Annotated in this window: 4 protein-coding genes; all 4 read right to left on the bottom strand. The window is 71.6% G+C overall.

What is annotated here, in order from left to right; all coding sequences use genetic code 11:
- Nucleotides 1–27: 27 nt before the first annotated feature.
- From P3T34_RS29320 to P3T34_RS29335, 4 genes are read right to left on the bottom strand one after another with little or no spacing between them, the layout of a single operon-like run.
- On the bottom strand, nucleotides 28–1,254 hold the full coding sequence (locus P3T34_RS29320; RefSeq protein WP_280669029.1) for a cytochrome P450: 1,227 nt from the start codon (nucleotides 1,252–1,254) through the stop codon (nucleotides 28–30).
- A complete protein-coding gene (locus P3T34_RS29325) occupies nucleotides 1,248–8,630 on the bottom strand; it encodes a non-ribosomal peptide synthetase (RefSeq protein WP_280669030.1) in 7,383 nt (2,460 codons plus the stop codon). Before P3T34_RS29325 ends, P3T34_RS29320 begins: the two co-directional genes overlap by 7 nt.
- Nucleotides 8,631–8,651: 21 nt before the next feature.
- Nucleotides 8,652–15,131, bottom strand: a complete 6,480-nt coding sequence (locus tag P3T34_RS29330) for a non-ribosomal peptide synthetase (protein WP_280669031.1) — start codon at nucleotides 15,129–15,131, stop codon at nucleotides 8,652–8,654.
- Nucleotides 15,128–20,248, bottom strand: a complete 5,121-nt coding sequence (locus P3T34_RS29335) for a non-ribosomal peptide synthetase (protein WP_280669032.1) — start codon at nucleotides 20,246–20,248, stop codon at nucleotides 15,128–15,130. Before P3T34_RS29335 ends, P3T34_RS29330 begins: the two co-directional genes overlap by 4 nt.
- Nucleotides 20,249–20,329: the final 81 nt, after the last annotated feature.

The following is a 20,329-nucleotide window of genomic DNA, read 5'->3' on the forward strand; positions in this document are numbered from 1 at the left end:
CGGAGGACGGGGAGGACGCGGAGGACGTCAGTAGCTGACGGGGAGGTCCTTGAGACTGCGGTTGAGCAGCGAGAGCTGCCACTCGTGGCGGGACGGGAGAAGCCGCAGGTTCGGACGCTCCCGTACCAGGACCCCGAGCGCACTGCCTGCCACCAGTCGGGCCAGGGGCGCGCCGATGCAGAAGTGGATGCCGTATCCGAACCCGAGGTGCGAGGTGCGGCCGCGGTGGACGTCGAAGGTGTCCGGGTCGTCGAACTGCCGCGGGTCGCGGTTGGCGGCGGCGGTCACCAGGAAGATCCGGTCACCGGCGCGGATGTCCTGGCCGTCGAGCTGCAGGTCCTCGGCGGCGATGCGCACCGACATCTTGGAGGGACCGTCGAAGCGCAGGGCCTCCTCGACCGCACCGGACAGGAGCTTGGGGTTCTCCCGTGCCGCTTCGAGCTGGTGAGGGTGCATCAGCAGGGCGCGCAGTCCGTTGGCGATGAGGTTGCTGGTGGTCTCCCCGCCGGCGAAGGCCAGATGGGTCAGCATGCCGATGAACTCCTCGTCGCTGACCGTGTCGCCGATGGCGCCCCCGGCCAGCACCGCGCTGATCAGGTCGTCCTGGGGCTGCTCACGGCGCTGGCGCACCAGGTCGGCCAGGTAGTCGTAGAGCTTGACCAGTGACTGCAGCGAGGTGCGGTACTCCCGTTCCTCCTGGGCGGCGCCGAGCACCAGGTCGCCCACCCGGGCGTTCCAGTACCAGAACGAAGGGGCGTGAGCGTGCGGAACACCGAGCCAGCGGGCGAAGACCAGGCTGGGCAGGGTCCTGGCCACCTCGGCGACGGCGTCCCCGCTGCTGCCGGGCGCGGCGCGGCGGGACAGCAGCGATGTGGTGGCCTTCTCGATCAGCCCCGAGTAGCGGTTGATGGCGCGGGCGGAGAACTGGTCCTGGAACACCCCGCGCAGCCTGCGGTGCTGCGGCGGGTCGTTGAAGACCATCCAGTGCGACAGCAGACCGACCGCGCGCCGGGCCTCGTCGTCCAGGACGCTGGCCGGGATGGCCTCCATCAGCGGTCGGACCCGGTCGGCGGACAGGGACGGGTGGCCCAGCGCCTCGGCCATCTGCGCATAGCCGGTGACCAGCCAGGCACGGTGGATGCTGCTCCAGTGGACGGGCCGGTGCTCGCGCAGCGCGTTGAGATAGGGGTACGGGTCGGCGTTGACCTGGGGGTCCAGCAGGTAGCGCTCGGTGAAGCGGGTGGCGGTCAGCACGGACGTCCTCCGGAGGTGAGCGTGTCGAGCAGCGCGGCGATGGCGCCGACGCCGGGATCGGTGAGCATGGTGCGGTGCCCTCCAGGGAGGTGGTGCACCTGGAGTCCGCCGACCGCCAGGCCCTGCCAGGCCGACAGGTACTCGCGGTAGGGGACGCCGATGTCGGGCATCGGGGTGTCCTGGGGCTGGTCGGCGGTGTCCTGGCCGATGACCAGGTGGATCTGCCCGGGGTAGGGGCGGGCCCGGTAGTCGGCCAGGGCCTGCAGCAGCGAGTGCCACACCTCGATCGGAGCGTCCTGGGCCAGGTCGACCTCCTCGTCGACCATGCCCGCGTCGCGCAGGACGGTCCGCAGCCGGGCGTCCGCCGCGGTGCGGGCCTCGGATCCGGCGGGTGCGGCGCGCAGTTCGTCGCGCAGGACCAGCGCGTGGCGCTGCTGCTCGGCGAAGCCGGCGAGCCGGCGGTGGGTGTCCGGGGTGGGCAGATAGGGCTCGACCAGGATCAGCGGCGCCACGGCGGCACCGGCGTCGAGGAGTTGGGTGGCCATCTCCAGGGCGATGTTGGCGCCCATCGACCAGCCGAGGATCGCGTGCGGGCCGTCGGCCCGGTCGGCCGTCAGTTCGCTGACGTAGGTGGCGGCGATCTCACGGATCGTGAGCGGGTCGGTGCCGCCGGCCAGGCCCAGGGCCTGGTAGCCGTGCACCGGCCGGGCGCCGCCCAGGGCCCGGGCGAGCGGGAGGTACCAGGTGACGCTGCCGCCGGTGGGGTGGACGCAGTTCAGCGGCTGCCCCGCTCCCGGGCGCAGCAGCACCCGGGAGCGCGGGCCTGCCACCGGGTCAGCGGCGGTCCCCAGGGCGCCGATGCCGGCGATGGTGGGTGATTCGACCAGGTCACGGACGGTCAGGGCGAGACCCTGGGCGCGCGCCCGGGCCACCACCCGGACCGTGGAGAGCGAGCTGCCGCCCAGGGCGAAGAAGTCGTCGTGGATGCCGACCCGCTCGACGCCCAGGACCTCGGCCCAGACCTGCGCCATCGCCTGTTCGGCGGGGGTACGCGGGGCGACGAAGCTGTCCGCCAGTTCGGCGCGGACGCTGGGCACGGGCGGCAGCGCCCGGCGGTTGACCTTGCGGTTGGCGGTGAGCGGTATCGCGTCGATGACCACGTAGGCGGTCGGCACCATGTGGGCCGGCAGCCGGCGACGGAGCGACTGGCGCAGCTCCTCGGCCTGCGGGGCGCTGCCCGGGTCCTGCGGCACCACGTAGGCGACCAGCCGCGGGTCGCCGCTTCCATCGGTGCGCACCATCGCCACGGCCGACTGGACGCCGGGGTGGGTCAGCAGGGCGTCCTCGACCTCGCCGAGCTCGATCCGGAATCCCCGCAGCTTGACCTGGCTGTCCTGGCGTCCGACGTAGTCGAGCGAGCCGTCGGCGGCGTAGCGGACGATGTCGCCGGTGCGGAACAGCCGGGCGCCGCTGCGGCCGCTGAAGGGGTCGGGGACGAAGCGCTGCGCGGTGACCCCGGGGCGACCCAGGTAGCCGCGGGCCAGACTGAGGCCGCCGATGCAGAGCTCGCCGGGGGCGCCGACCGGTACGGGCTCCAGGTCGGCGTTCAGGACGTAGGCCTCGGTGTTGCGGATGGGGGTGCCGATGGAGGGCCGACCGCCGCCCGGCAGGCACTGGGCCGCGGTCACCCACACGGAGGTCTCGGTCAGGCCGTAGCCGTTGAGGAAGCGCCGCCCGGGCGCCCAGGTGTCGACGATCTCGGCGGGGCAGGCCTCGCCGGCGACCATCAGGGTGCGCAGCTCCGGCAGTCCCTGCGGGTCCATGACGCTCAGGGCGGTCGGGGGCAGTACCGCCGCGGTGATCCGCTGGGTGCGCAGGGTGCGGGTGAGGTCGGCCCCGGGCGCCAGGTCCTGGCGTGCGGCGGTGCACAGCCCGGCGCCGTTGGCCAGCGCCCAGGTCATCTCGAACACCGAGGCGTCGAAGCTGCTGGACGCGAACTGCAGCACCCGGTCGTCCGGGGTCGGAGCCAGGACGTCCTGCTGCGCCAGGACCAGGTTCAGCATCCCGCGATGGGTGACCGCCACCCCCTTGGGCGTGCCGGTGGAGCCGGAGGTGTAGATCACATAGGCGGTGCTGTCCGGTCCCACACCGGACTTGGGGCAGCCGGCCGGGAGCTGATCGGACTGCGGGTCGGACTGCGGGTCCGGGTCCGCGGTGAGTGCGCCGATCATGAGCGTGTGCTGGACCGCAGGGGCGGCGTGGGCCAGCTCGGGCTGGGTCAGCAGCACCGTCATGGCCGAGTCCCCGGCCATGAAGGCGAGCCGCTCCCCGGGGTATTCGGGGTCCAGGCAGAGGTAGGCGGCACCGGACTTGAGCACACCCAGGATCGCTCGCGCGAGGTCCGGGCCCCGTTCCAGGCAGATGCCGACCACGGTCTCGGTGTCGACTCCCAGCGCGCGCAGCCGCCGGGCGATCCGGTCGCCGGTGCGGTCGAGCTCGCCGTAGCCGGTGACGTCCTGGCCGTGGACCAGGGCGGGGGCCTGCGGGCGCTGCTCGGCGTGCTGCTGGACCAGTTCGTGGAACAGCCGCCGGTCGTCGTCCTCCTGGTACGGGTCCTGGTCCCGGTCCTGCGTGGTGGCGGCGTTCCAGCGGTGCAGCACCAGTTCGCGTGCGGCGCCGGTGAGGGCGGGCCGGGTGACCGGGCCGTGGGGCTCGGCGGCCATCGCCCGCAGCAGGCTCCGGTAGGTGTCCGCGAGCTGCTCGCAGGCGGTGGCGTCCAGGTAGCGGGGGTCGGCGTCCAGGGTCATGCCGCCCGGGTTGGCGTTCAGGCTGAGCGGGAAGTTGGTGCGGGCGACCTCCAAGGTGTCCTCCCACACGTTCTTCTCGAGCCGGTGGAAGTTCACGAAGTTGAAGACGGCCTCGACCGCGACTCCGCCCAGCGAGCGCTGCATCTCGGCGAGCGGGAACCTTCGGTGCGGCAGCAGGGCGCGCTCGGCGGCGAAGGTCTCGCGCAGGTAGTCGACCCAGCTGCGGGCGGTGGAGTGGAACCCGATCGGCACCGTGTTGAGGAACAGGCCGCGCAGCAGGTCCGCGTTGGCGTGCTCGGGGCGGCCGTTGGTGACCATGCCGATGCTGTAGGGGTCGTCGCCGGCGAAGAGGTCCATCAGCCGGTAGAAGGCTGCCAGGAAGACCGTCCGCACCGGGACCTCGGCCAGGGCGGCGACCTTGGCCAGCGGCTCGGCCAGCTCCCGGTAGGAGCGCTCGGCCTCGTGCGGCGGCTGGTCGCCGATCAGGGCCGGGCCGGGGGCGGGGGCGAAGTGGACCGGCTCCAGGCCGACCAGCGCCTCGTGCCAGAAGTCGCGGGACGCGGGGGAGGCCAGCGCCTCGCGCTCCAGCGCCACATAGTCCGCGAATCGCACCGCGGGCCTGGCCGCGGCGGCGGGCTCCAAGCCGGCCGCCCGGCGGTGGTGCAACTCCATCAGGTCCGCGATGAACGAGGTCAGGCTCCAGCCGTCGAGCACCACATGGCAGTCGGTGATGGTCAGCCGGAACTGCTGCTCGTCGAGCCGGTGCACGAACAGCCGTACCAGCGGGGCGGCGGACAGGTCGAAGGGCAGCGCGGCCTGCTCGCGCACATGGGTGGCAGCGGCGTCGCGCTGCTCGGCCGCGGACAGGCCGCGCAGGTCGGCGAAGCCCACCGGCAGGGCGGCCTGCCGGTGCACCAGTTGCAGCGGCTCGGTGTCGCGCAGCAGGTCGAAGGAGGTGCGCAGGATGTCGTGGCGCTCGACCAGGACGTCCACGGCCTCCTGGAACGCGGCGAGGTCGAAGCCGGCGCTGTCGCGCAGCTTGAAGCTGGTCACGTTGTGGTAGGCGCCGCGCTCCGGATCGCTCAGCAACTCGTGCAGCATGCCCGCCTGAAGCATCGTCAGCGGATAGGCGTCCTCGATGCCCGGGGGCAGCGAGGCCGCCTCGGCACTGTCGATCATGGACAGGGCTGCCACCGGTGCCGTCTCGACGGACGCCGTCGAGTGGTCCGCCACGTCCGCCAGGTCTGCCAGGACCTGGGCCCGGAAGATGTCCGGGATGCTCAGCGCCAGCCCGGCCTCGCGGGCCAGCCCGATCACCCGCAGGGCCAGGATGGAGTCGCCGCCCAGACGGAAGAAGTTGTCGTCCACGCCGACCCGGTCGAGCCCCAGGACCTTGCCCCAGATGCCGGTCAGCAGCTCCTCGGTGGGTGTGCGCGGCGCGGTGTACCGCGCGCTGAGGTCGGCCTCGCGTGCCTGGAGCAGGGCCAGGGCCTTGCGGTCGACCTTGCCGTTCACGGTCAGCGGCAGGGCCGGGTGCTCGGTGATCAGGGCCGGGACCATGTAGTCGGGCAGGCCGCGGCCGAGGTGGGCGCGCAGCTCGCGGGTGTCGACTGTGTCGCTGGCCGGGGAGCCGCTGACTGAGCTGTCGCCGACCGGGGTGTCGGCGCCGGTGGCGATGTGCCCGACCAGCCGTCGCACGCCGCCCGGCTCCTCGCGGACCACGACCGCGGCGTCGACCACTCCGGGGAAGCCGCGCAGCGCGGCCTCGATCTCGCCCAGTTCGATGCGGAATCCGCGGATCTTGACCTGGGCGTCCACCCGGCCCAGGAACTCCAACTGCCCGTCGGGCAGCCGCCGGACCCGGTCGCCGGTCCGGTACAGCCGGCCACCGGCCGGTCCGTAGGGGTCGGGCACAAAACGCTCGGCGGTCAGCGACGGGCGTCCGAGATAGCCTCGGGCCAGACCCGCCCCGGCGACGTACAGCTCGCCCGGGACGCCGATCGGTACCAGCCGCTGGTGCTGGTCGAGCACGTATCCGCGCAGGTCCGCCAGCGGCACCCCGATCGGCGACAGGGTGTCGCCCTCGGCGTCCTCGCGGGTCAGCACCCGGTGGGTGACGTGCACGGTGGTCTCGGTGATCCCGTACATGTTCACCAGCTGCGGCCGGTGCGGCGAGGGATCGGCGAACCAGTCGCCGAAGTCCCGCGCGCTCAGCGCGTCGCCGCCGAAGACGACGGTCCGCAGGGCGAGTTCGGCGAACGAGCGCCCGGACTGCGCGGCCTGCGCCCGCAAGCCCTGGAAGGCGGCGGGGGTCTGGCTCAGGACGGTGACGCGCTCGGTGGCCAGCAGGTCGAACACGGCATCCGGATCCCGGACCACGTCCTTGGAGGCGATCACCACGCGCCCGCCCTTGGCCAACGCCCCCCACAGCTCCCAGACCGAGAAGTCGAAGGCGAAGGAGTGCAGCAGCGACCAGACGTCGTCCGGGCCGGAGTCGAACCAGGCCTCGCAGGATGCGAACAGGCGGGCGGCGTTGTGGTGGGTGACCACGACGCCCTTCGGACGGCCGGTGGAGCCGGAGGTGTAGATGATGTAGGCGGCGTTGCCGGGCCGCAGCGCGGTGCCCGGGATGCTGTCCAGGTAGGGGCAGCCGGAGCCGTCCAGCGCGCCGGGCGCGTCCAGCACCAGGACCTCGGCGCCCAGGTCCGCGACCTTGTCGTGGGTGACGCTGTCGGTGAGCAGCAGGGTGGCCCCGGCGTCGTCGACCATGAACCCGAGGCGCTCGGCCGGGTGGGAGCCGTCCATGGGCAGGTAGGCCCCGCCGGCCTTCCAGATCCCCAGCACCGCGACCGCGAGCCATTCGTTGCGGCCCACGCAGACGCCGACCCGGGACTCGGGACCCACCCCGCGGCGGCGCAGCGCTCGCGCCAACTGCTCGGCCCGCTCGTCGAGTTGTGCATAGGAGAGGTGTCTGTCCTGGCATACCGTCGCGACCTGGTCAGGGCGGAGGCGGACCTGCTGGTGGAAGGCGTCCAGCAGCAGCGGCACCGCCCCGGCCGCTGCGGGGTCGGGGTTCCCCGCCTGCGCCAGCAGCGACGCGCGCTCCTCCTCGGCCAGCGGCTCCAGGGCGGCGATCGCCGTCGCCGGGCGGGTGACGATCGCGTCGAGGATCCGGTGCACATGGTCGGCCAGGGTCGCGACCGTCTCGGCGTCGAACAGGTCGCGCCGGTAGACGAACGAGAGCGCCAGTCCGTCCGGCTGCTCGGTGGCGTGCAGGGACAGATCGAACTTCGCGATGTCCGCGCCGACGGACACGCTCTCGCCGCGTGCGCCGCCCAGCGTGAAGGAACCCCCGTCGGCGTACTCGTAGGCGAAGAGCACCTGGAACAGCGGGTTGCGGCTGAGGTCGCGCTCCGGGCTGAGCACCTCGACCAGGCGCTCGAAGGGGACGTCCTGGTGGTCCATCGCGCCCAGGGCCGCGTCCCGTACCCGCTCCAGGTAGTCGGCCAGCGTCGGGTTCCCGGACAGGTCCCCCCGCATGACCAGGGTGTTGACGAAGAATCCGACCAGGGACTCGGTCTGCGGACGGTCGCGGTTGGCCACGATTGTGCCCACCGCGATGTCCTCCTGCCCGGTGTGGAAGCCGAGGGCGATCTGGTAGGCGGCCAGCAGCGTCATGAACATCGTCGAGCTGCTGCGCTCATTGAGCTGCCGCAGCGACTGGCGCAGCCGGGAGGGGAGGGCCAGCTTGAAGACCGCGCCCTCGTGGGAGCGTTCGACCGGGCGCGGTCGGTCGGTGGGCAGTTCCAGCGGAGTGAGGCCGGCCAACCGGGTGCGCCAGTAGTCCAGGTGGGCCTCCGCCCGAGCCCTGCCGCCCGCGGCGGACTCCCACGCCGCGTAGTCGCGGTAGGTGATCGGCAGCTCCGGCAGCGCGGCCGGCCGGCCCTCGGTGCGGGCGCCGTACAGGGCCGCCAGGTCGCGGCAGATGATGCCCAGGGACCAGGCGTCGGAGACGATGTGATGCATCGCCAGGACCAGGATGTGGTCCACCGCCCCGATCCGCACCAGGGTCGCCCGGAACGGGGCCTCGGCTGCCAGCTCGAAGGGCCGGTTCGCGGCGGCTTCGGTGGCCGCGGTCGCGGCCTGCTCCCGTGCCGCCGGTGCGACACCGGACAGGTCCACCCACTCCAGCAGGGACCCGCCGACCGGCAGTTCCTCCTGGAAGGCCACGCCGCCGCGGCTCGGGAAGCGGGTCCGCAGCTGCGGGTGCCGCTGGACCAGGTCGGCGAGGGCGAGCTCCAGTGCGCAGCGGTCGAGCTCCCCGGACAGCCGCCAGACGGCGGGCATCAGGTACTCGGTGCTGCCGGGCTGCAACTGGTCCAGGAAGTTGAGGCGCTGCTGCGCGCTGGAGAGCGGCACCGCGGTCTCGCCCGGGGCAAGGCGCGGGATCTCCGGAGCGGCCTGGCCGGCGGGCTGCAGGCCGCGCAGGCGCTGGTTCAGCAGGGCGCGCGCGGCGGGCGTGAGGGCCTGGCGGGCACGGGGCTTTGCGGCTTCCTTGATGTTTGACATGTCAGATCCTCGTTCGGCTGGTCACTGGAGGTGGAGGTGGAGCGACAGGTCGATCTCGTCGCCGCTCATGGCGGCGATCTCGTCGATCAGGAGCTGTTCCACGGTGACCGCCAACGCGGAGACGGTGGGGTTCTCGAAGATGTGCCGGACCTGGACGGCGCAGTCGAACGCCTGGCGTATCCGGGAGGCGACGACGGTGGCCCGCAGCGAGTGGCCGCCGAGTTCGAAGAAGTTGTCCTCGACGCCCACCCGGTCGATGCCCAGGGCGACGGACCAGATGCTGGCGATCACGTCTTCGGTGGGCGTGCTGGGCTCGACGAAGGAGGTGCTCTTGGCGCCCTCGTCGGTGGTGGGTGCGGGGAGGGCTGTGTGGTCGATTTTGCCGGTGGGGGTGGTGGGGAGGGTGGTGAGGTGGATGTAGGTGGTGGGGATCATGTGGTCGGGGAGGGTGGTGGCGCACCAGGTGCGGAGTTCGGTGGTGGTGAGGGGGGTGGTGTTGGTGGTGGTGTAGTGGGTGGTGAGGTGGGGGTGTCCGGGGTGGTCTTCGCGGATGGTGGTGATGGCTGCGGTGATGTGGGGGTGGTTGGTGAGGGTGGTTTGGATTTCTTCGAGTTCGATGCGGTAGCCGCGGAGTTTGATCTGGTTGTCGAGGCGGCCGAGGTAGTGGAGGGTGCCGTCGGGGTGTCGGCGGGTGCGGTCGCCGGTGTGGTAGATGCGTGAGCCGGGGGGGCCGTAGGGGTCGGGGGTGAAGCGGTCGGCGGTGAGGGCGGGGCGGTGGTGGTAGCCGCGGGCGAGTTCGGGTCCGCCGATGCAGAGTTCGCCGGGGACGCCGAGGGGGGTGGGGTTGCCGTGCGGGTCGAGGATGTAGGTCCGCCGGCTGCCCAGAGCGGTACCGATCGGGATGCGGTCGGCGGTGCGCTGGTGGACGGTGTGGGCGGTGGCGGCGATGGCGGTTTCGGTGGGGCCGTAGGTGTTGATGACGGGGACGTGCGGGAGGTGGGTGAACCAGGCGTCGGTGGGAGCGGGCGGGAGGACCTCGCCGCCGGTGATCACGAGGCGCAGGGTCGCGAGGGTGTGGAGCGGGGTGTGGTCGAGGCCGGCGGCGAACTCGGCCCAGTAGGTGGGGACGAGCTCCATGACGGTGATGCCGTGGGTGTGGATCTGCTCGCAGAGTTCCTCGGTGGTCCACATCTGGTCGGGGCGGATCACGACCCGGGCTCCGGCGGTGAGGCCGGGGAGCAACTGCTCGAGTGAGGCGTCGAAGGAGGAGGAGGCGAATTGCAGGACGTGGTCGTGGGGGGTGAGTTGGTAGTGGTGGCGGATGGTGTGGGTGTGGCGGGCGAGGGCGGGGTGGTCGACGGCGACGCCCTTGGGTTGTCCGGTGGAGCCGGAGGTGTAGATGACGTAGGCGAGTTGGCCGCTGGGGTGGGGGGTGTGGGTGCCGGTGGTGGGGAGGTTTTCGACCAGGAGGGGTGTGGGGTGGAGTGAGGTGGCGAGGTCGGTGAGTTGGTGCTGGGTGATGATGCAGGTGAGGGCTGCGTCCTGGGCCATGTAGGCGAGGCGGGCGTGGGGGTAGGCGGGGTCGAGTGGGACGTAGGCGCCGCCGGCCTTCCAGATGCCGAGCAGGGCGATGGGCAGCCATGGGCTGCGCTCCAGGCAGACGCCGACCGGGGATTCGGGGCCGACGCCGGCGGCGCGCAGTGCGTCGGCGAGGGCGTCGGAGCGGTCGTCCAACTCCTGGTAGCTGAGCTGCTGTTCTGCGCAGACCACGGCCACCGCGGCCGGATCGCGTGCCACCTGCGCCGCGAAGGCCTCCAGCACCGACAGCGGCTCACCGCTCACGTCGACCGGAGCGCTGAAGGCGTCGACGATCGATCGCTCCTCCTCGGACAGCATCCGGAGGTCGCCGACCCGGGTGCGGGGCGAGTGAGCGATCTCGGTCAGGACGCTTTCGACATGGGAGGCCAGGCGGCGGATGGTCGCCTCATCGAAGAGGTCGGTGGCGTACTCGACATGGATGGAGAAGCGACCCTCCCTGCCCGTGCCGAAGGAGAGCGAGAGATCGAACTTCGCCGTGTCCCGCGGGAGTTCGAAGGGCGTGAACTCGGCCCCGGCAGCCGTCACTTGGGTGGCGGGCCGGTCGTTGACGTCGAACAGCACCTGGAAGAGGGGGTTGCGGCTGAGGTCGCGTTCGGGTTTGAGGTCTTCGACGAGGCGTTCGAAGGGGAGGTCTTGGTGGTCGAAGGCGCCGAGGACGTTGTTGCGGACGCGGGTGAGGTGGGTTTCGAAGGTGGGGTTGTCGGTGAGGTCGGCGCGGGTGACGAGGGTGTTGACGAAGAAGCCGATGAGGCCTTCGATTTCGGCGCGGTTGCGGCCGGCGATGGGGGTGCCGATGGCGATGTCGTGCTGTCCGGACCAGCGGGCGAGGACGGTCTGGTAGGCGGCGAGCAGGACCATGAAGGTGGTGGCCTGGTGGGTGTGGGCGAGGGTTTCGAGTTGGGTGATCAGGGTGGTGGGGAGGGTGTAGGTGATGGTGCCGCCGCGGCCGGTGCGGGTGGTGGGGCGGGGTCGGTCGGTGGGGAGGTCGAGGATGGGGAGGTCGGCCAGGGCGGTGCGCCAGTAGGTGAGTTGGTCTTCGAGGACTTGGCCGGTGAGGTGGTTGCGCTGCCAGCTGGCGAAGTCGGCGTACTGGATGGGGAGTTGCGGCAGGGTGGCGGTGGTGCCGGTGGTGCGTGCTTCGTAGCTTGCGGTGAGTTCGTCGGTGAAGATCTTGGCGGACCAGCCGTCGGAGGCGACGTGGTGGAAGGTGACGACGACGAGGTGGTCGTCGGTGTCCAGGGTCCAGGCGGCGGAGCGCAGCAGGGGCGCGGCCGCGAGGTCGAAGGGCTGGGTGGAGAAGGCGGTGGCCAGGTCGCGGGCGTGGTCGAGGCGCTGGTCGGCGGGGGCGGTGGTGAGGTCGGTCCACTGCACGGGGACGATGGCGTGGTCGGCGATGTGCTGGACGGGGCGTCCGTCGACTTCGGTCAGGGCGGTGCGCAGGACTTCGTGGCGGGCGACGACGTCGTCCAGGGCGTGCTGCCAGGCCACCGGGTCCAGCGGGCCGCGCACCCGCCACACATGGCTGAGGGTGTACTCGTCGCGGGTCGCGGAGAGGCGGTCGAGCAGCCAGAGCCGCTCCTGCGCGAACGAGACCGGCAGCGCCCCGCCCCGCTCCACCGGCACCATCCGCCCACCGACCGCGTCACCGGCGGCGGCGACCTGCTCGGCGAAGTCGCGGATGCAGGGCTTCTCGAAGAGGGTGCGCAGTTCGACCGAGCGGTTGAGCTGTTCGGCGATCCGGGAGACGGCCATGGTGGCGAGGAGCGAGTGGCCGCCGAGTTCGAAGAAGTTGTCGTCAATGCCGATGAGGGTGGTGCCGAGGACTTCGGCCCAGATGTCGGCGATGGTCTGCTCGGTGGGGTTGCGCGGGGCGGTGTAGTCGGTGTCGCTGTCGGTGCGATCGGTGGCGGGTGCGGGGAGGGCTTTGTGGTCGATTTTGCCGGTGGGGGTGGTGGGGAGGGTGGTGAGGTGGATGTAGGTGGTGGGGATCATGTGGTCGGGGAGGGTGGTGGCGCACCAGGTGCGGAGTTCGGTGGTGGTGAGGGGGGTGGTGTTGGTGGTGGTGTAGTGGGTGGTGAGGCGGGGGTGTCCGGGGTGGTCTTCGCGGATGGTGGTGATGGCTGCGGTGATGTGGGGGTGGTTGGTGAGGGTGGTTTGGATTTCTTCGAGCTCGATGCGGTAGCCGCGGAGTTTGATCTGGTTGTCGAGGCGGCCGAGGTAGTGGAGGGTGCCGTCGGGGTATCGGCGGGTGCGGTCGCCGGTGTGGTAGATGCGTGAGCCGGGGGGGCCGTAGGGGTCGGGGGTGAAGCGGTCGGCGGTGAGGGCGGGGCGGTGGTGGTAGCCGCGGGCGAGTTCGGGTCCGCCGATGCAGAGTTCGCCGGGGACGCCGAGGGGGGTGGGTTTGCCGTGCGGGTCGAGGATGTAGGTCCGCCGGCTGCCCAGAGCGGTACCGATCGGTACCTTGCCGGGGGTGTCCCCCTGGACGGTGTGGGCGGTGGAGGTCACGGTGGCCTCGGTGGGTCCGTAGGCGTTGATGACGGTGGTGCCGGGCAGGTGCTGCTGCCAGACGGCGAGCGCGGTGGTGGGCAGGACCTCGCCGCCGAGGATCAGCAGGCGCAGCGTCGCCATCGCCGGTACCTGTGCCGCCGACAGGCCCGACACCAGCTCCGCCCAGTAGGCCGGCGGGAAGTTGGCCACGGTGATGCCGTACTGCTCGATCACGGACGGAATATGGGTCGGCAGCCATGGATCGCTGGGCCGGATGACCACCTGGGCGCCGCTGAGCAGGGCCGGGAGCAGCTGTTCGAGGAAGGGGTCGAAGGAGGAGGAGGCGAATTGCAGGACGTGGTCGTGGGGGGTGAGTTGGTAGTGGTGGCGGATGGTGTGGGTGTGGCGGGCGAGGGCGGGGTGGTCGACGGCGACGCCCTTGGGTTGTCCGGTGGAGCCGGAGGTGTAGATGACGTAGGCGAGTTGGCCGGTGGGGTGGGGGGTGTGGGTGCCGGTGGTGGGGAGGCTTTCGACGAGGAGGGGTGTGGGGTGGAGTGAGGTGGCCTGGTCGGCGAGGTTGTGCTGGGTGATGATGCAGGTGAGGGCTGCGTCCTTGGCCATGTAGGCGAGGCGGGCGTGGGGGTAGGCGGGGTCGAGTGGGACGTATGCGCCGCCGGCCTTCCAGATGCCGAGCAGGGCGATGGGCAGCCATGGGCCGCGTTCCAGGCAGACGCCGACCGGGGATTCGGGGCTGACGCCGGCGGTGCGCAGTGCGTCGGCGAGTGCGTCGGAGCGGTCGTCCAACTCCTGGTAGCTGAGCTGCTGTTCTGCGCAGACCACGGCCACCGCGGCCGGATCGCGTGCCACCTGCGCCGCGAAGGCCTCCAGCACCGACAGCGGCTCACCGCTCACGTCGACCGGAGCACTGAGGACGGCGAGAGCCTGCCGCTCCTCGTCCGTCAGCAGGTCCAGGCTCCCGACCGGGACGTCAGGGGTGACCGCCACCGCCTCGAGCAGCCGGCGCAGGTGGCTCGCCAGACGCTCGACGGAGTCGGCGTCGAACAGATCCCTGGCGTAGGTGAAGTGGAACTTCATCCCGCCTTCGACGGGTCGCGTGATCAGCGAGATGTCGAAGGGCGAGGAGGGGTCGCCGGTGTCGAGGCTCATCGGCGACAGCTGGATGGAGCCGTGGTGCGCCTCGGCCTGCTCGAAGTTCTGGGTGACGAACCAAGCCTGGAAGAGGGGGTTGCGACTGGGGTCGCGTTCGGGTTTGAGGTCTTCGACGAGGCGTTCGAAGGGGAGGTCTTGGTGGTCGAAGGCGCCGAGGACGTTGTTGCGGACGCGGGTGAGGTGGGTTTCGAAGGTGGGGTTGTCGGTGAGGTCGGCGCGGGTGACGAGGGTGTTGACGAAGAAGCCGATGAGGCCTTCGATTTCGGCGCGGTTGCGGCCGGCGATGGGGGTGCCGATGGCGATGTCGTGCTGTCCGGACCAGCGGGCGAGGACGGTCTGGTAGGCGGCGAGCAGGACCATGAAGGTGGTGGCCTGGTGGGTGCGGGCGAGGGCTTCGAGTTGGGTGATCAGGGTGGTGGGGAGGGTGTAGGTGATGGTGCCGCCGCGGCCGGTGCGGGTGGCGGGGCGGGGTCGGTCGGTGGGCAGGTCGAGGACGGGCAGGTCGGCCAGGGCGGTGCGCCAGTAGCTGAGTTGGTCGTCCAGCACCTGGCCGGTGAGGTGGTTGCGTTGCCAGCTGGCGAAGTCGGCGTACTGGATGGGGAGTTGCGGCAGGGTGGCGGTGGTGCCGGTGGTGGTGCGTGCTTCGTAGCTTGCGGTGAGTTCGTCGGTGAAGATCTTGGCGGACCAGCCGTCGGAGGCGACGTGGTGGAAGGTGACGACGACGAGGTGGTCGTCGGTGTCCAGGGTCCAGGCGGCGGAGCGCAGCAGGGGTGCGGCCGCGAGGTCGAAGGGCTGGGTGGAGAAGGTGGTGGCCAGGCTGCGGGCGTGGTCGAGGCGGTGGTCGGCGGGGGTGCTGGTGAGGTCGGTCCACTGGAGGGGGACGGTGGCGTGGTCGGCGATGTGCTGGACGGGGCGTCCGTCGACTTCGGTCAGGGCGGTGCGCAGGACTTCGTGGCGGGCGACGACGTCGTCCAGGGCGTGCTGCCAGGCCACCGGGTCCAGCGGACCGCGCACCCGCCACACGTACTTGAGGATGTACTCGTCGCCGCTCGCGGAGAGGCGGTCGAGCAGCCAGAGCCGCTCCTGCGCGAACGAGACCGGCAGCGCCCCGCCCCGCTCCACCGGCACCATCCGCCCACCGACCGCACCGCCGGCGACCGCGGTCTTCCGGCCGGCCAGCCGCTTGGCGATGAGTTCCCTGCGCAGGGCGTCCGCCGTGGCGGGCGTGTTCTCGTTCACGTTCACGACGCATCCATTTCGGCGAGCATGTCTCGGAGTTCTTCCTCGGTCAGGTCGGACATCTGAGCGGTGATCAGGTCTTCGACAGCTGTGGCCAGATCGGCGATGGTGGGAGCCTGGAAGAACTCCCGCAGCGGGAGGTCGACCTGGAACTCCACCCGGATCTGGGAGATCAGCTGGGTGGCGAGGAGCGAGTGCCCACCGCTTTCGAAGAAGTTGTCCCGGATACCGGGGTTCCGCAGCCCGAGCAGGCGGGCCCAGATGCCGGCCAGGGTCCGTTCGACTTCGTTCGTCGGGGGTTCGTGCCCGGTATCCGGAGCCTCGGGAGCGCTGTCGGGGTCGGGGAACCCCTGGCGGTCGAGCTTTCCGCCAGGTGTCAGGGGGACGGAGTCGATCAGCAGCAGGCGTGCGGGCACCATGTGGGCTGGCAACTGGCGTGCGCACCAGGCGCGCAGCTCCACCGTGGTCACCGAGCCGGGCGACTGGGGGAGGACGTATCCGATGAGGCGCTGCCCGCCGGCGGGGTCCGCCCGCACCACCACCGCGGCGAAGTCGACGCCGGGACAGCTGCCGAGCACGGATTCGATCTCGCCCGGTTCGATCCGGAAGCCCCGGATCTTGACCTGGCTGTCGAGGCGGCCGAGGCACTGCAGATTGCCGTCGGTGAGCCAGCGGACCCGGTCACCGGTGCGGTACATCCTGGATCCCGGAGGTCCCAGCGGGTCGGGGACGAAGCGCTCCGCGCTCTGGGCAGGGCGGTTGTGGTAGCCGCGGGCGACGATGTCGCCGCCGATGTGGAGCTCACCCGTCACACCGACCGGTACCGGCCGGCCGAGCGGGTCGAGGACGTAGTGGCGTGCCCCGCCGATCGTGCGGCCCACCGTCGCGGCATCGGCCGCTGCCGTGATCTCCGCGAGCGAGGACCAGACCGTGGCCTCGGTGGGCCCGTACAGGTTCCAGACCCGCAGACCGCGGTCGAGCAGCTTGGCGGCCAGCTCGGTGCTGAGGGGCTCACCGCCGGACATCGCGTGGGTCAGGCTCCCCCAGTCGCCGCCCGCTTCGACCAGCATGCGCCAGGACGTGGGCGTGGCCTGCAGGACGGTGACACCGTGATCCCTGACGAGGTCGGCGAGCTCACGGGCGTCCAGGGACTGCTCCTTGGTGATCACGACGATGCGGCTGCCGAGGACGAGTGGCAGCAGCAGTTCGACGGTCGAGATGTCGAAGGAGATGCTGGTGAGCGCGGCGATGGTGTCGTTCCGGCCCAACGGGCAGGACTGCTCCATGCCCGCGAAGAATCGGATCAGGCTGCCGTGGTCGATGCCGACGCCCTTGGGCTGTCCGGTCGAGCCGGAGGTGTAGATCACATAGGCGAGCGCGTTCCCGGCCGGCAGGTGCGGGTCGGTCCTGCGGGACGCCGTGCGGGGGAGGTCCTCGACCAGGACCGGTGCGGTGTGCAGGGAGGTGGCCAGGTCGGCGAGCTTGTGCTGGGTCACGATGCAGCTGAGGGCTGCGTCCTGGGCCATGTAGGTGAGGCGGGCGTGCGGGTATTCGGGGTCGAGCGGGACGTAGGCGCCGCCGGCCTTCCAGATGCCCAGCAGCGCGATGGGCAGCCATGGGCCGCGCTCCAGGCAGACGCCGACCCGGGACTCGGGGCCGACCCCGGCGGTACGCAGTGCCTCGGCCAGTGCGTCGGACCGGTCGGCCAGGTCCTGGTAGCTGAGCTGCTGCGCTCCGCAGACCACGGCCACCGCGCCCGGATCGCGTGCCACCTGCGCCCCGAACCCCTCCAGCACCGACAGCGGCCCGTCGGTGGCGCCGTCGAGGCCCGCCTTCCCGGGGAGGTCGTGCAGCACGGCGAGCTCGCCGGGGACGAAGATGTCCAGGTCGCTGACAGGCGAGTCGGGACTGTCCAGCGCCGAGCCCAGCAGCCGTAGCAGCCGGGCGCCGATGAGCTCGACCGTGTCCGGGGTGAAGAGCTCGCTGGAGTACTGCAGGACGCCGGACAGGCCTTCCGGTGCACCGGTCGCCGAGAAGTGCTCGCTCAGGGAGAAGGTGAGGTCGAACATCGCGCCGCGGAGGTCCAGCGGCGCCGTGTCGGAGCGACTGTCCGGGAGGGACGCGGTGTCGGTGTTGTTGAAGGCCAGCATGATCTGGAAGAGCGGGTGGTGCGCCGGTGAGCGGTCCGGATTGACGGCCTCGACGACCTCCTCGAACGGCAGGTCCTGGTGTGAGTAGGCGGCCAGGTCGGTCTCCCGCACCCTGCGCAGCAGCTCGGTGAAACTCGGGTCGCCCTGGGCGTCGGTGCGCAGCACAAGGGTGTTGACGAAGCAGCCGACCAGGTCGGCGAGGCCCTCCTCGGTGCGGCCGGCGACAGGTGTGCCGATGGGGATGTCGGTGCCGGCCCCGAGCCTGGTCAGCAGGGCGGCGATCAGCGCGTGCAGCACCATGAATGTGGTGGCCCGGTGGGTGCGGGCGAACTCGGCCGCCCGGGCGTGCAGTTGGGGGTCGATCGCCAGGCTGACGCGGCCGCCGGCGTGACCCGGCACCGATGGCCTGGCGTGGTCGGTGGGCAGCTCGATGGCGCTGGGTATCCCGTCCAGCGCGGCGCGCCAGTAGCCGGCCTGCTCGGAGCGCAGGCTGGCCGGGTCCGCGAGCTCGCCCAGGAGCTCCTGCTGCCACAGCGTGTAGTCCGCGTACTGCACCGGAAGGACGTCGAACTGCGGGACGAGTCCGCGGCTGCGGGCCTGGTAGGCGGTCATCAGGTCACGCGCCAGGGGTGCCTTCGACCAGCCGTCGACCGCGATGTGATGCGCGAGCAGCAGGACGGTCGTGCTGTCCGGTTCGTCGGACGGGAACATCCAGGCGCGCAGCGGCGGCTCGGCGGCCAGGTCGAACACATGGGCCGATGCCTGGTCCAGCGCGGCGGCGAGGCCGCCGTCCGAGACCACCGAGAGCGCGGGGACGGTGGAGTCGGGCAGCACGGACTGGCGGGGCGGGCCCGCGTCGGGTCCGGGGAGGAACACCGTGCGCAGACTCTCGTGCCGGGTGGTCACGTCCTGGAGTGCCCGCCGCAGCACGGCAGGATCCACGGGACCCGGTAGGGACAGCTGGAACGGCAGGTTGTACACCGCGCTGGGTCCCTCCAACTGGTCGAGGAACCAGAGCCGTTGCTGGGCGGGGGACAGCGGGAGCACCGCCGGGCGGGGCGCGGCGGCGAGCGGTGGCCGAGACCGGGTGCTGCGGAGCAGCCGCGGCGCCAGCAGTCGCACCGTGGGGGCGGTGGTGAGCGTCCGCAGGTCGATCTCCGCGTGGAGGGTGGACCGCACCAGGCCGATGAGTCTGAACGCGAGCAGGGAGTGGCCGCCGAGGCCGAAGAAGTCGTCGTCGAGGCCGACCTCGGTGACGCCGAGCACATCGGCGTAGAGATGGCACAGGACTTCCTGGACCGGGGTGCGGACGTCGCCCCCGCTCCCGGTCGTCCGGTACTCGGGGGCCGGCAGTGCGCCGCGGTCGATCTTGCCGCTGCTGTTCAGCGGCAGGCGATCGAGGACGACGACGGTGCTGGGGACCATGTAGGGGGGAAGCAGGGTGGCGACGAGTTCGCACAGTGCCGCCGTGTCGAGGTGCGCGTCGTGCTCCGCGACCACGTAGCCGATCAGACGCCGGTCGCCCTCGCGGTCCTCGCGGACCGTCACGACGGCCTGGGCGACTGCCGGGTCACGGCGCAGAGCCGCCTCCACCTCGCCCGGTTCGATGCGGTAGCCGCGCAGGTTGAGCTGCCCGTCCGCGCGGGCCAGGAACTCGAGCTGGCCGTCGGCGTTCCAGCGTGCGAGGTCACCGGTGCGGTACATCCGTGACCCGGGGGCTCCGTCCGGGTCCGGGACGAAGGCGGCGGCCGTGGGGCCGGGGCGGTTCCAGTACCCGCGGGCCAGGCCCGGCCCGCCGACGTACAGTTCGCCCACCGCGCCCGGCTCGACGGGTCGCAGGTCGCCGTCCAGCAGGTGGATGCCGGTGTCCCAGGCCGGGCGCCCGATCGGCAGCGGGCCGGCCGGGAGCGGGCTGCCGGGCTCCACGCGGTACTGCGTGCAGGCGACCACCACCTCGCTGGGCCCGTAGCTGTTGACCACGGCCGCGTCGGGGTACCGGGACCGCCAGCCGGCCAGGGCCTGCGCGGTCAGCTGCTCGCCACCGAGCATGAGCACCCCGCTCGGTGCGAACTCGGCTCCGAGGTCCATCAGTTGGGGGAGGAGGCTGGGCGTGCCCTTGAGGAAGGACGGCGGGTGCTCCAGCAGGTTGGCGCGGGTCTGCGGGTCGTTGTCCAGATCGGCGAGGAGGATCAGCCCGCCGGAGACCAGTGGCCCGAAGAGGGCGGTCGCGGTGCCGTCGAAGGAGACCGAGCCGTGGAACGGCACGCTCCCCGAGAGGTCCGGGTTGAGGTGGACGGTCCACTGGAGATAGCCGGCCGCGGCGTGGTGCTCGACGACCACACCCTTGGGCGTCCCGGTCGAGCCGGAGGTGTAGATGAGGTAGGCCGGGTGCTGCGGGGACAGCGGTGCGACCCGGTCGGTGTCGGTGAGATCGTCGGGTGACTGGGCGGCGCAGGCCGTGAGGTGCTCGGGGGTGTCCAGGTGAAGGACCGGCCGGTCCCAGGCACGACCCCGGGACGTCCCGGTTTCGGTGATCAGGCAGGCCGGCCGGGTGTCGTCGAGGATCAGGTCGATCCGCTGGGCCAGGTGCCCGGGGTCGAGCGGGACATAGGCCGCACCGCACTTGAGGACGGCCAGCAGTGCGGTGAGCAGGTCGTGGTTGCGGGGCAGCAGCACCGCGACCCGGTCCTCGGGGCCGATGCCGCAGGCGGCCAGCAGCCGTGCGAGCCGGTTCGCCCGGGCGTTGAGCTCCGCATACGAGCTGGTGGTCGTTCCGCAGACCGCGGCCGGGGCGTGCGGGGTGCGGGCGGCCTGCTCCTCGAACATGGAGACGAGGGTGGTCGGCGGCCTGGACACGGTGGTTCCCTGCGCGAGAGCCAGGAGGTCGAACTCGTACGGAGCGCGGGCAGTGCGGGGGGATTCGTCCGGGGATTCGTCCACGGAGCTGTCCGACTCCAAGCTTGATGCAGGCATGTCACCTTCCGAACATCGATAGGGCCGAGGGCTTTCTCCGACCACCCGGGGCGGGGCCGCCGTTCTGAGCGGCCCGGCCCG

Source organism: Kitasatospora sp. MAP12-44, assembly GCF_029892095.1.
GTDB lineage: Bacteria > Actinomycetota > Actinomycetes > Streptomycetales > Streptomycetaceae > Kitasatospora.

Bases quoted from the DNA above. Each gene is read 5' to 3' on its own strand.
- P3T34_RS29335 (WP_280669032.1), bottom strand. From the start codon at position 20,248: ATGCCTGCATCAAGCTTGGAGTCGGACAGCTCCGTGGACGAATCCCCG.
- P3T34_RS29325 (WP_280669030.1), bottom strand. From the start codon at position 8,630: ATGTCAAACATCAAGGAAGCCGCAAAGCCCCGTGCCCGCCAGGCCCTC.